Below are 11,961 nucleotides of genomic sequence, written 5' to 3'. Positions count from 1 at the left end.
GCCCTGGCGCTGTTCCTCGCTGGAACTGCGCATCGGCGCGAACTCTTCCAGGCGGCGGGTGGCGATGCCACAGGCGCCGAGCACGCTGCGCACCATCTGCCGGTGCGCCGGCGGGCCCTTGAGGAAGCGCAGCCGCGACAGCGGCTGGTCGTGGCAGACCAGCAGGTCGGCGCTGCGCCCGCCCAGCAGTTGCTCCCAGTCCTTGTCCTGGGTGCCGCGGTAGCGGAAGGCGAAGCCCGGTTGCAGGGCGCGGTCGAAGAAACCCTGCAGCAGCGCCGGCAGGCCGCCCCACCAGACCGGGTAGACGAACACCAGGTGCTCGGCCCAGTGGATCTGCCGCTGCGCTTCCAGCAGGTCGGGTTCGAGCACCTGGCTCTGCTCGTAGCCTTCGTGGAGGATCGGGTCGAAGGCCAGTTCGCCCAGCTTCAGTTCGCGCACCACGTGATCCTTGCTGCGCGCGCCCTGGGCGTAGCATTCGGCGAGCAGGTGGCAGAAGCTCTTGCGCTTGGGCGAGCCGACGATCAGCAGGATGCGCTTGCCGTCGCCTTCCAGCGGGGTGGCGCCGGACTTGGCGGTTTCAACCATGGTGGCCGGCCTCCAGCATCTGCTCCGGCCGTACCCATTCGTCGAACTGCGCTTCGTCCAGGTAGCCCAGCTGCAGCGCCGCGGCGCGCAGGGTGGTGCCTTCGGCGTAGGCCTTCTTGGCGATTTCGGCGGCCTTGTCGTAGCCGATGTGCGGGTTCAGTGCGGTGACCAGCATCAGGCCGCGCTCCAGCAGGTCGGCCATGCGCTGGGCGTCCGGCTCCAGGCCGGCGACGCAATGCTTGTTGAAGTTGCGGCAGCCGTCGGCGAGCAGGCGGATGGACTCCAGCAGGTTGTAGACGATCACCGGCTTGAACACGTTGAGTTGCAGATGGCCCTGGCTGGCGGCGAAGGAAATCGTGCTGTCGTTGCCCATGACCTGGCAGGCCAGCATCGACAGCGCCTCGCACTGGGTCGGGTTGACCTTGCCGGGCATGATCGAGCTGCCCGGCTCGTTGGCCGGCAGCTTCACCTCGGCGAAGCCGGCGCGTGGGCCTGAGCCGAGCAGGCGCAGGTCGTTGGCGATCTTCATCAGGGCCACCGCCAGGCTCTTCAGGGCGCCGGAGAGGATGACCAGCGGCTCGTGGCCGGCCAGGGCGGCGAACTTGTTCGGCGCGGCGACGAAGGGCAGGCCCGATTCGGCGGCGATTTCCGCGGCGATGGCGTCGGCGAAGCCCTTCGGCGCGTTGAGCCCGGTGCCCACCGCGGTGCCGCCCTGGGCCAACTGGTAGACCGCCGGCAGCGCCGCGCGGATGGCGCGCTCGGCGTAGTCGAGCTGGGCGACGAAGGCCGAGAGTTCCTGGCCGAAGGTGATCGGCGTGGCGTCCATCAGGTGGGTGCGCCCGGTCTTGACCAGGCTGGCGTGCCGCGCCGACTGTTCGGCGAGACCGCCGGAAAGCTCGGCGATGGCCGGCAGCAATTGTTCGTGCACGGCCTTGGCGGCGGCGATGTGCATGGCGGTGGGGAAGCTGTCGTTGGAACTCTGCGCGCGGTTGACGTGGTCGTTGGGATGCACCGGCGACTTGCCGCCGCGCGGATTGCCGGCCAGTTCGTTGGCGCGGCCGGCGATCACCTCGTTGACGTTCATGTTGGTCTGGGTGCCGCTGCCGGTCTGCCAGACCACCAGCGGGAAGTGTTCGTCGTGGCGGCCTGCGAGGACTTCGTCGGCGGCCTGTTCGATCAGCCGGGCGACTTCCGGCGGCAGTTCGCCGAGGTGGTCGTTGACCCGCGCGGCGGCTTTCTTGATCAGCGCCAGGGCGTGGATCACGGCGAGCGGCATGCGCTGGCCGCCGATGGCGAAGTTCTCCAGCGAACGCTGGGTCTGGGCGCCCCAGTAGGCGTCGTCGGGCACCTCGATGGTGCCCAGGCTATCGGTTTCGGTCCGGCTCATGAGTGTTCTCCAGGGTGCGTATCCGGCAGTTTAGGCCTTCGCTCCCGCCTTGGGTTCCGCTGCCGTCGCTTCCTCGTGGGCATTTTTCGCCGCGCTGCGGGTCGGAAATAGATTGCCCGCCGCCGGCCTCACCAGCGCGCGCGGGTCGAACCGATCCAGCCGAGGGCGCCGTCCACCGGCACGCAGTCACCGTCGTCGTGGTGCAGGGTGCCGTTGAAACGGCCGAACCACTGGCGGGTATTGGCATAGAACAGGCCGACGCTGGGCCGCGCCTGGTGCAGCTGTTCGGGACGGAAGAGCAGCTCGACGCGACCGCAGGCGCTGTCCAGGCGCCATTCGGCCAGCGGGTCGCGAGGCTCGCGGATGTGCACGTCGTCGAGCACGCGGCTGAGCTTGCCGCCGAACCACAGGGCGTTCTCGCGCAGGTCGCTGGCTTCGGTCCAGCCGGTGCCGAAGTTGCCGGCGATGCCGCCGGGGGCGGCGAAGGCGGCGCGGGTCCAGTAGGTATGCAGCGGCCAGACGCCGCGGCCGAAGTCCAGCGCGGCGAAGCTCTGGCCCGCCTGGCAGTCGTAGCGTCGGCGGCCGAGCTGCAGGCAGCCGCTGATCGGCAGGCCGAGCTGGCGGCTACAGGCATGGAAGGTGTGTTCGCCCATCGGCACCACCAGGTTCACCGACTCCAGGTGCGACGGTCGTCGCACTTCCAGCGCCAGCTCCAGCGGCAGGCCGCCGAGGTCCGGGGCCTGGCCGGTGACGCGCAGGCGCCCGGGCTGTTCGTCGAAGCGCAATTGCAGGCGGGGATGCTCGAAGGCATGGCTGGCCTGCGGCTCGTCGGGCAACTGGCAGCCGAGGCCGAAGAAGCGGATCTGCGTGTGCGCTACCGCCTGGCCGCTGTCCAGGTCGAGGAAATAGGCGGCGCCGTAGGTCAGGTAGTCGAGGTCGGCGATGGTCAGCGAGAGCATCCAGCCGGGGCTGACGATGCACCAGTGGTTCCAGCGCTTGCGCCGGCCGAAGTGGCCGGGGATGTGGCAGAGCACCCGCGGCCGGGCGGACCAGCCGACCGCCCGGGGATCGAGCCGGCCGTGGCTGTCGCAGAGGTTGCGCAGGGGCGGGGGCGATACGGCGAGGGTATCGGCGGCGGTTCCGTTCATCTAACACATCCATGTGACAGGCTGACGCAAGCATGCCGGCTGCGGAAGGAAGGCGGCAAGTACCCACTACAGAACTGATAGTAGACGGCATGGAGCGGGCGGGCGCCGGATAGGATTCTCCCGATATTCGGCGCCGCGCTTGAGCGGATTTCGAACTTAGGCGCAGAATGTCGGGTCCCACGGACACATCTACCCAACCTCAAGGATTTTCCATGACCCGTCTTCGCCTCATCGGCAGCGCCGTGCTGCTCAGCCTCAGCTCCATGGCCATGGCCGATTCCGCCAGCCAGGCCGAGCAATTCCTCAAGCTGGTCCATGCCGACAAGCTGACGGTCCCGGTCTATGCCCAGGTGCAGCAGATGCTGGCCCAGCGCTTCGCCCAGGCCAAGGCGCCGGAGAGCAAGAAGGCGGTTCTCGAGCGTTACCAGGCCAAGGCCAATGCCGAACTGGACCGCGCCATCGGCTGGGACAAGATCAAGCCCGAGCTGATCAAGCTCTACACCACCAACTTCACCGAGTCCGAGCTGAAGGACCTGAATGCCTTCTACCAGTCGCCGCTGGGCAAGAAGGTGCTGGAGAAGATGCCGCGCCTGACCGCCGAATCCGCCCAACTGACCCAGGCCAAGCTGCAAGGCGCCGTCGAGCCGGTGAACAAGCTGATGGCCGACATGGACAAGGAACTCGGCGTCGCCGCGCCGGCCCAGAAGAAAAAGTGAGTCGTGATTCGCGATGAGCATGCGTGACCGTATCCAGACCGCCCTGCAGCCCCTCGATCCGCAACACGTCGAGGTGCTCGACGAGAGCCACATGCACAGCCGCGGGCTGGAGACCCACTTCAAGGTGGTGCTGGTCAGCCCGCAGTTCGCCGGGTTGAACGCGGTGAAGCGGCACCAGAAGGTATATGCCACCCTCGGTGGGTTGATGGGCGAGTTCCACGCCCTGGCGCTGCATACCTTCACCCCTGAGGAGTGGAGCCAGGCTGCGGTGCCGTCCTCGCCGACCTGCCGCGGCGGGAGCAAGCACGACATACCCTGAGACGGCGTCCGTCGCGGCGGGGTGCAGAGCCTGCCCCTGCTGCGCTAGACTACGCACCCAGCGCCGGCCTTCCGCCGGCGTTGTCGTTTCCATGGCGCCAGCGGCTGGCGCTTTTCGTTCCGGTCCGCCCTTTACGCGGGCGACCACCTGGAGGCTATATCCCCATGACATCCATCGTCGTGGCGGCGCTGTACAAGTTCGTGACTCTCGACGATTACGTGGCGCTGCGTGAACCCCTGCTGCAAACCCTGCTCGACAACGGTGTGAAAGGCACCTTGCTGCTGGCCGAGGAAGGCATCAACGGCACCGTCTCCGGTAGCCGCGAAGGCATCGATGCGCTGTTCGCCTGGCTGCGCAGCGATCCCCGGCTGGCCGATATCGAGCACAAGGAATCCTACTGCGACGAACAGCCGTTCTACCGCACCAAGGTCAAGCTGAAGAAGGAAATCGTCACCCTCGGCGTGCCTGGCGTCGATCCGAACAAGCAGGTCGGCCAGTATGTCGAGGCGAAGGACTGGAATGCCCTGATCAGCGATCCGGAAGTCCTGCTGATCGATACCCGCAACGACTACGAGGTGGCGATCGGCACCTTCGAGGGCGCGGTCGATCCGAAGACCAGGTCGTTCCGCGAGTTCCCCGAGTACATCAAGGCCCACTACGACCCGGCGCGGCACAAGAAGGTGGCGATGTTCTGCACCGGCGGCATCCGCTGCGAGAAGGCTTCCAGCTACATGCTCGGCGCCGGTTTCGAGGAGGTCTTCCACCTCAGGGGCGGCATCCTCAAGTACCTCGAAGAGGTGCCGCAGGAACAGAGCCTGTGGCGCGGCGACTGCTTCGTATTCGACAACCGCGTGACCGTGCGCCACGATCTTAGCGAGGGCGAGTACGATCAGTGCCACGCCTGCCGCAACCCGGTTTCGCTGGAAGACCGCCAGTCCGAGCACTACGTGCCCGGTATCAGCTGTCCGCACTGCTGGGACTCGCTGAGCGAGAAGACCCGCGCCGGCGCCCGCGAGCGGCAGAAACAGATCGAACTGGCGCGGCAGCGCAACCAGCCGCACCCGCTCGGTCGCGATCCGCGCCAGTCCACGCTGGAGAACTGAACCTTGGCCAAGGCCCGCCTGCTGTACGTGATGGACCCCATGTGTTCCTGGTGCTGGGGCTTCGCCCCGGTCGCCGAGGCGCTGTCCCGGCAGGCGGCCGCCGACGGCGTCGCTTTCCACCTGGTAGCCGGTGGCCTGCGCGCCGGCCACGGCGCGGCGCTCGACCCGAATACCCGCGGCTACATCCTCGGCCACTGGCAGACCGTGCTGCAGACCACCGGCCAGCCGTTCCGCTTCGACGACGCGTTGCCCGAAGGCTTCGTCTATGACACCGAGCCGGCCTGCCGGGCCCTGGTGGCGGCGCGCAGCCTCGACGAGGAAAGCGCCTGGCCGCTGGTGAGGGCGATCCAGCGGGCGTTCTACGCCGAGGGTCGCGATGTCACCCAGGCGGCGGTGCTCGCCGACCTGGCGGAAGCGGTGGGAATTCCACGCATCGAGTTCGCCGCGGTCTTCGACAGCGGCGAGGCGCGTGACGCCACCGCCGCCGATTTCGCCTGGGTCCAGGACCTTGGCATCGCCGGGTTCCCGACCCTGCTGGCCGAGCGCAACGGCCAACTGGCGTTGCTCACCAACGGCTACCAGCCGCTTGCCGAACTTTCACCCTTGCTCGGCCGCTGGCTGGAACGGGGCCGGCATGAGTGAGCGCGGAGACCGCCTGAGCTGGGCGGAGATTCGTCGACTCGCACTGCGCCACAAGAAAGCCCTGTTGCTCGCCAACCTGGTGGCGGTGCTGGCCACCCTCTGCACCGTGCCTATCCCCTTGCTGCTGCCGTTGCTGGTGGACGAAGTGCTGCTCGGCAAGGGCGACGGCGCGCTGCGTTTCATGGACCGCCTGTTGCCCGCCGACTGGCAGGTGGCGTTCGGCTACATCGGCCTGATGCTGGCGGCGACCCTCCTGTTGCGGGGGGCGGCGCTGGTGTTCAACGTGCTCCAGGCGAAGCTGTTCGCGCGGCTGTCCAAGGACATCGTCTACCGCATCCGCCTGCGTCTGATCGAGCGCCTCCGGCATATCGCCCTGGGCGAATACGAAACCCTCGGCGGCGGTTCGATCAGCGCCCACCTGGTGACCGACCTGGACACCCTGGACAAGTTCGTCGGGGAAACCCTCAGCCGCTTCCTGGTCGCCTTGCTGACGCTGCTCGGCACCGCCGCGATCCTGGTCTGGATGCACTGGCAGCTGGCCTTGCTGATCCTGCTGTTCAACCCGCTGGTGATCTGGTCCACGGTACAACTGGGCAAGCGCGTCAAGCACCTCAAGAAGCTCGAGAACGACAGCACCGCGCGCTTCACCCAGGCGCTCACCGAGACCCTCGAGGCGATCCAGGAAGTCCGCGCCGGCAATCGCCAGGGCTATTTCCTCGGCCGCCTCGGCCACCGCGCCCAGGAAGTCCGCGACTACGCCGTGGCCTCGCAATGGAAAAGCGACGCCGCCGGGCGCGCCAGCGGCCTGCTGTTCCAGTTCGGCATCGATGTGTTCCGCGCCGCGGCGATGCTTACCGTGCTGCTCTCGGACCTGTCGATCGGCCAGATGCTCGCGGTATTCAGCTACCTCTGGTTCATGATCGGTCCGGTCGAACAGCTGCTCGGCCTGCAATACGCCTACTACGCCGCTGGCGGCGCGTTGCAGCGGATCAACGAGTTGCTGGCGCGGGCCGACGAGCCGCGCTACCCGCCGCTGCGCGATCCGTTCGCCGGCCGCACGACCGTTGGCATCGAGGTGCGCGGGCTGGATTTCGCCTACGGCGAGGACAAGGTCCTGGAGCAGTTGGACCTGAACATCGGCGCCGGCGAGAAGGTTGCCCTGGTCGGCGCCAGCGGCGGCGGCAAGAGCACGCTGGTGCAACTGCTACTCGGCCTCTACAGTGCGCAGCGCGGCAGCATCCGCTACGGCGGGGTGCCCCTGGAGGAAATCGGCCTGGACTGCGTGCGCGAACATGTCGCGGTGGTTCTCCAGCATCCGGCGCTGTTCAACGACAGCGTGCGGGCCAACCTGACCATGGGCCGCGAACGCAGCGACCAGGCCTGCTGGCGGGCTTTGGAGATCGCCCAGTTGGCCGACGGCGTGCGGCGCCTGCCGCAGGGGCTGGACACCGTGGTCGGGCGTTCCGGGGTGCGCCTGTCGGGCGGTCAGCGGCAGCGCCTGGCGATCGCCCGGATGATCCTCGCCGAGCCCAAGGTGGTGATCCTCGACGAGGCCACCTCGGCCCTCGACGCCGGTACCGAGTACGCCCTGCACCAGGCGCTCGGCGACTTCCTCGAAGGCCGCACCACATTGATCGTGGCTCATCGGCTGTCGGCGGTGAAGCAGGCCGACCGGGTCCTGGTCTTCGATGGCGGGCATATCGCCGAAGACGGCGACCACCAGCAACTGATCGCCGAAGGCGGCCTCTACGCCCGGCTCTATGGACATCTGCAACAGATGTGAGGCGCCAGGCTGTCGCCTGGCGGTTTTTCTCGTATATTCCATATAAGACATCCGGTTTTTATTGGCTGCGGCAATAAAAAACGCTGTCTGTTCCGCCAGGTGCAGGGCAGGTTCGGCAAACAGCCACTAAACTCCTACTGTTTGCCGGGTGTCCGCCTCCTCCAGCGTCGTGGCTGCCGGCAGGCAAGGCCTCGGGAGTTCTGCGACGGGATCTTGAGCGGCCGACAGGTGATGCAGTCAGGGGTGACGGAGACGGCACCCGATCGCTTAGCGCCAGTTTGAATGGTAGATGGAATGAGGCAGAACCGGACTCTCGACAAGCCCCGCCTGCTCGGCCTGGTATGGCCCTTCATCGTCGTGGTGCTGTTGCAGGCCATGCTGGCGGGCGGCAGTCTCTACGTCCTCTCCGCGGTGCGCAGCTATGTCGGCGGCGAAAGCCTCTGGTCGAAGGGCCAGAAGGATGCCATCTACTATCTCACCCTCTATGCCGACTCACGCGCCGACGAAGACTTCCGCCGCTACGAGGAGGCCATCGCGATCCCCCTCGGCGACCGCGAGATGCGCCTTGCCCTGGACCAGCCCGACCCGGACATCGAGGCGGCCCGCCAGGGCATCCTCAAGGGCGGCAACCATGCCGACGACGTTACCGCGATCATCTGGCTGTACCGCAACTTCCACGACTTCAGTTACTTCGAGCGCGCCATCGAGCTGTGGCTGGTGGGCGACAAGTACGTCATGGAACTGATCGACGTCGCCGGCAAGATGCGCGCGGGCATCGGCACCGGGCAGGCCAGTGCCGAGCAGGTGCAACAGTGGAAGACCGAGATCCACGCGATCAACGAGAAGGTCACGCCGGCGGCCAAGGCCTTCAGCGACGCCCTCGGCGAGGGCTCGCGGGCCTTGCTCAGGCTGCTGCTGGTGGCCAACCTGACCACCGCCAGCGTGCTCATCCTCCTGGCGTTCCTGCGTACCCGGCAACAACTGATGCAGCGCCAGGAAGTGGAGAACGCCCTCGATGCCGAGCGCGAACGGGCCCAGATCACCCTGGCCTCGATCGGCGACGGAGTGATCACCGCCGACACCCAGGGGGGCATTTCCTACCTCAACCCGGCCGCCGAGCAGATGACCAACTGGACGCTGGACAAGGCCCGCGGCCTGCCCCTGGCGTCGCTGTTCCGGATCGTCGACGAAAGCTCGCGGGAGGAGGGCATGCTGCTGATCGAGCAGATCCTCAGCGGCGAGATCGACGGCGGCCGCGAGCATTCCAAGCTGGTCCTGCGCCACGACGGCAGCAGCGTGCCGGTGACCCTGGTGGGCGCGCCGATCCATCGCGGCGGCGAGATCACCGGGGTGGTCCTGGTGCTTCACGACATGACCCGCGAGCGCCAGTACATGGCGCGCCTGTCCTGGCAGGCGACCCACGATGCGTTGACCGGGCTGACCAACCGCCGCGAGTTCGAGTATCGCCTGCAGATAGCGCTGGAACGCCTGGAGCGCAACAGCGGGCGGCACGCCCTGATGTTCCTCGACCTGGACCAGTTCAAGCTGGTCAACGACACCTGCGGCCACGCCGCCGGCGACGAACTGCTGCGCCAGGTCTGCACCCTGCTGCAACAAGGCTTGCGCGAGGGCGACACGCTGGCGCGGCTGGGCGGCGACGAGTTCGGCATCCTGCTGGAGAACTGCCCGGCGGAAAAAGCCGTGGAGATCGCCGACCATCTGCGCAAGACGGTCCAGGACCTGCACTTCACCTGGAGCGGGCAGCCGTTCAACTGCACCGTCAGCGTCGGCCTGGTGCACCTGCTGCCGGGTATCTCGACCCTCGAGGAGGCACTGCGCTCCGCCGACATGGCCTGCTACATGGCCAAGGAAAAGGGGCGCAATCGGGTCCAGGTGTTCCATCAGGACGACGTCGAACTGTCGATGCGCTTCGGCGAGATGACCTGGGTCCAGCGCATCCACCTGGCGCTGGAGGAAGACCGCTTCAGTCTCTATGCCCAGCCCATCGTGCCGCTGGGCGAAGGTGCGGAGGAGGGCTTGCACGTCGAACTGCTGCTGCGCCTGCGCGACGAGGGCGGGCGCCTGGTGCCGCCGCTGAGCTTCATACCCGCCGCCGAGCGCTACGGCCTGATGACGCTGATCGATCGCTGGGTGGTGGAGAATGCCTTCCGCACCCTCGTCGAGCGCGCCCAGGACCCTCGCGCCGAGCCGATCGGCACCTGCGCCATCAACCTCTCCGGCGCGACCATCGGCGACGAGTCGTTCCTGCAGTTCCTCACCGAGCTGTTCGCCCGTTACCGCATTCCGCCGCAGACGATCTGCTTCGAGGTCACCGAAACCGTGGCGGTTGCCAACCTGGCCAGCGCCATCCGCTTCATCAACGAGCTCAAGGACACCGGTTGTCGTTTCTCCCTGGACGATTTCTGCGCCGGCATGTCGTCCTTCATCTACCTCAAGCACCTGCCGGTGGATTACCTGAAGATCGATGGCAGCTTCGTCAAGGACATGCTCGAGGATCCCATCGATCGCGCCATGGTCTAGGTGATCAACCATATCGGCCACGTGATGGGCAAACGTACCATCGCCGAGTTCGTCGAGACCGTCGAAGTGATGGAGGCGCTGCGCGAGATCGGCATCGACTATGCCCAGGGCCTGGCCATCGGCGCGCCCCTGCCGTTCAGTCGCCAGCCTCCGGGCGCAGGGCTGGATGCCCAGGGCCTGTGGCCGAGCCTCGGACAGAACCTCCGGTAGGTGACCGCGGAGCGAAGAAAGAGTAGTTTCGCTGCTATGAGGCCGTTGCCGAGAAGAAGAGAAGGGAGACGGGTGTGAGCGAGTTCTTTGACCGTACGGGCCCCTTGCAGGAGGCGGGAAGCTATCCGCAGTGGGCGCAGCAACTGATCGTCGACTGCCAGGCGAGCAAGGACCGGGTTTCCGGCCACGAGCTGTACCGGCGCATGCGCGACGCCGAGCTGAGCCCGGCGCTGATGCGCCTGTACCTGATCGGCGGCTGGCCGGTGGTCGAGCAGTTCCCCTTGTACATGTCGCAGAACCTGCTGAAGACCCGTTTCGCCCGCCATCCCGGCGAAGACATGGCGCGCCGCTGGCTGATGCGCAATATTCGGGTCGAACTCAACCACGCCGACTACTGGCTGCACTGGGCCGAGGCCCACGGCGTGAGCCTGGCCGAGATCCAGGCGCAAGACGTGCCGGCCGAACTGCACGCGCTCAGCCACTGGTGCTGGCACACCTGCGCCAGCGACTCACTGCCGGTGGCCATGGCCGCCACCAACTACGCCATCGAAGGCGTCACTGGCGAGTGGTCGGCGCTGGTCTGTTCGAACGGCGTCTACGAAAACGCCTTCCCCAAGGAAGGCCGCAAGCGCGCCATGAAGTGGCTCAAGCTCCACGCCCAGTACGACGATGCCCACCCCTGGGAGGCGCTGGAGATCATCTGCACCCTGGCCGGCACCAATCCCAGCGCCGAGCTGCGCCGGCAACTGCGCGACGCGATCTGCAAGAGCTACGACTACATGTACCTGTTCCTCGAGCGCTGCATGCAACTGGAGGAGGCGCGCAGCGCCCGCAAGCTCGCGGTCGGCGCGGAGTAGTCTTGCGCGCAGCGGAATCCCGGCGTGTTCTGCCGGGATTCCGCTGGTCCTCAAGGCACCAGGATGATCTTCTCGCAGGTGCCTTCGTTCACTGCCCGGTACTGCTCAACGCCCTGCTCCAGCGGGACTTCCCGCAGCCCGTCCGGCAGCGGCAGGCGGCCTTGGTCGAACAGTTTGCCGAAGGCGTCGAGGAAGCCTGCGCAGGCTTCCACGCCATAGAGCAGCGAGTTGATCCCCACCACCGAGCCACCGCGACGGTACAGGTTCAACGCCGGCAGGCGCACATGGCCGTCGGCTGGTGCGGCGATGATCGCCAGGCGACCGAAGGCGGCCAGCGCCGGGACCGCCGCCTCGAGCCAGAAACCGGTCGTATCGAAGATCACCTCGGCCCCGCCGGGGAAGATCCCTTCCACCTGTGCCGCCAGTTCGGCCGGCTCGCCCAGCAGCAGCGCGGCGATGCCCTGCGCTTCCAGCGCCTGGCGTTGCTCCTCGCGCCGCACCGCGCCGATCGCTTCGGCCCCCAGGGCCTTGGCCAGCGCCAGCGCGGCCTTGCCGACCGCGCCGTTGGCGCCGATTACCAGGAGCCGGGTGCCGGCCTTGACCTGGCTGCGTTGCAGGGCGTCCCAGGCGGTGCTGTAGGGCACCCCGCAACTGGCGGCCTGGGCGAAGC

General features: G+C 67.2%; 10 protein-coding genes and 1 pseudogene. 7 read left to right on the top strand and 4 right to left on the bottom strand.

Features of this window, described 5'->3' with window-relative positions:
- From FFS27_RS19115 to FFS27_RS19105, 3 genes are all read right to left on the bottom strand, one after another.
- Positions 1-585: NAD(P)H-dependent oxidoreductase (locus tag FFS27_RS19115; RefSeq protein ID WP_137952149.1), on the bottom strand; the 585-nt coding region annotated here is incomplete at its 3' end.
- Entirely contained in the window at positions 578-1,972 is a 1,395-nt protein-coding gene (locus tag FFS27_RS19110; RefSeq protein WP_003085854.1) for a class II fumarate hydratase, read from the bottom strand. The genes FFS27_RS19110 and FFS27_RS19115, both read right to left, overlap by 8 nt.
- A gap of 128 nt (positions 1,973-2,100) precedes the next feature.
- The gene (locus FFS27_RS19105; protein ID WP_021264323.1) at positions 2,101-3,120 is read right to left on the bottom strand and encodes a DUF2804 domain-containing protein; all 1,020 of its coding nucleotides are present in this window, start codon (positions 3,118-3,120) and stop codon (positions 2,101-2,103) included.
- 167 nt (positions 3,121-3,287) lie between these two features.
- On the opposite strand from FFS27_RS19105, the gene FFS27_RS19100 reads away from it, so the two are divergent.
- From FFS27_RS19100 to FFS27_RS19070, 7 genes and pseudogenes are all read left to right on the top strand, one after another.
- On the top strand, positions 3,288-3,836 hold the full coding sequence (locus tag FFS27_RS19100) for a DUF2059 domain-containing protein (protein WP_003120754.1): 549 nt from the start codon (positions 3,288-3,290) through the stop codon (positions 3,834-3,836).
- A 13-nt stretch (positions 3,837-3,849) separates the two neighbouring features.
- Positions 3,850-4,155: a BolA family protein gene (locus tag FFS27_RS19095; protein WP_003109415.1), complete on the top strand. Its 306-nt coding sequence runs from the start codon at positions 3,850-3,852 to the stop codon at positions 4,153-4,155.
- A 164-nt stretch (positions 4,156-4,319) separates the two neighbouring features.
- Entirely contained in the window at positions 4,320-5,258 is a 939-nt protein-coding gene (gene trhO / locus FFS27_RS19090) for an oxygen-dependent tRNA uridine(34) hydroxylase TrhO (protein ID WP_003109414.1), read from the top strand.
- 39 nt (positions 5,259-5,297) lie between these two features.
- Positions 5,298-5,900, top strand: a complete 603-nt coding sequence (locus FFS27_RS19085; RefSeq protein WP_044727262.1) for a DsbA family protein — start codon at positions 5,298-5,300, stop codon at positions 5,898-5,900.
- Positions 5,893-7,683, top strand: a complete 1,791-nt coding sequence (locus FFS27_RS19080) for an ABC transporter ATP-binding protein (protein ID WP_021264326.1) — start codon at positions 5,893-5,895, stop codon at positions 7,681-7,683. The genes FFS27_RS19085 and FFS27_RS19080 overlap by 8 nt, the downstream gene beginning before the upstream one ends.
- Positions 7,684-7,977: 294 nt before the next feature.
- Positions 7,978-10,434, top strand: a pseudogene (locus tag FFS27_RS19075) (EAL domain-containing protein).
- Positions 10,435-10,508: 74 nt separating this feature from the next.
- On the top strand, positions 10,509-11,291 hold the full coding sequence (locus FFS27_RS19070; protein ID WP_003085869.1) for a TenA family transcriptional regulator: 783 nt from the start codon (positions 10,509-10,511) through the stop codon (positions 11,289-11,291).
- A gap of 50 nt (positions 11,292-11,341) precedes the next feature.
- Here the strand turns inward: FFS27_RS19070 and FFS27_RS19065 are convergent.
- Positions 11,342-11,961, bottom strand: a 620-nt coding sequence (locus FFS27_RS19065; RefSeq protein ID WP_137952148.1) for a quinone oxidoreductase family protein, incomplete at its 5' end; no start/stop codon positions are given.

This window comes from Pseudomonas sp. 2VD (genome assembly GCF_005503585.1).
In the GTDB taxonomy this organism is placed as follows: Bacteria; Pseudomonadota; Gammaproteobacteria; order Pseudomonadales; family Pseudomonadaceae; genus Pseudomonas; species Pseudomonas aeruginosa.
Note: the sequence above shows the minus strand (reverse complement) of the source record. Positions and strands in the feature narration are given on the sequence as shown.

Bases quoted from the DNA above. Each gene is read 5' to 3' on its own strand.
- FFS27_RS19110 (WP_003085854.1), bottom strand. From the start codon at position 1,972: ATGAGCCGGACCGAAACCGATAGCCTGGGCACCATCGAGGTGCCCGAC.
- FFS27_RS19105 (WP_021264323.1), bottom strand. From the start codon at position 3,120: ATGAACGGAACCGCCGCCGATACCCTCGCCGTATCGCCCCCGCCCCTG.
- FFS27_RS19100 (WP_003120754.1), top strand. From the start codon at position 3,288: ATGTCGGGTCCCACGGACACATCTACCCAACCTCAAGGATTTTCCATG.
- FFS27_RS19095 (WP_003109415.1), top strand. From the start codon at position 3,850: ATGAGCATGCGTGACCGTATCCAGACCGCCCTGCAGCCCCTCGATCCG.
- trhO (WP_003109414.1), top strand. From the start codon at position 4,320: ATGACATCCATCGTCGTGGCGGCGCTGTACAAGTTCGTGACTCTCGAC.
- FFS27_RS19085 (WP_044727262.1), top strand. From the start codon at position 5,298: ATGTGTTCCTGGTGCTGGGGCTTCGCCCCGGTCGCCGAGGCGCTGTCC.
- FFS27_RS19080 (WP_021264326.1), top strand. From the start codon at position 5,893: ATGAGTGAGCGCGGAGACCGCCTGAGCTGGGCGGAGATTCGTCGACTC.